Source organism: Pseudomonas sp. AC463, assembly GCF_979253585.1.
In genome coordinates this window covers 1-229 of sequence record NZ_CEEDDZ010001265.1, presented here as the reverse complement: position 1 = coordinate 229, position 229 = coordinate 1, and the positions used below count along the sequence as shown (strand labels likewise).

Below are 229 nucleotides of genomic sequence, written 5' to 3'. Positions count from 1 at the left end.
GCCACGCGGTAGCTGTTGGCGCTGTCCATCGCGACCGTCATCGTCTGACCGATCGGATCGCTCGACCCGAAATACTTCTTCGCCGCGCTCTCGCTGATGATCGCGTTGGCCGGCGACGTCAGCGCGGCGCGGCCGTCACCCTGCGCCATCGGCAGGTCGAACACGTCGAAGAAGGTCGGATCGACCTGCGCGACGTCTTCGCTGACCGCGGCACCGCTGCGCACGACGC

General features: G+C 67.7%; 1 protein-coding gene. It reads right to left on the bottom strand.

Features of this window, described 5'->3' with window-relative positions:
• Positions 1 to 229 (bottom strand): ABC transporter permease (locus tag AC0IYH_RS34375; RefSeq protein ID WP_471838981.1); only part of this gene is annotated, 229 nt, incomplete at both ends.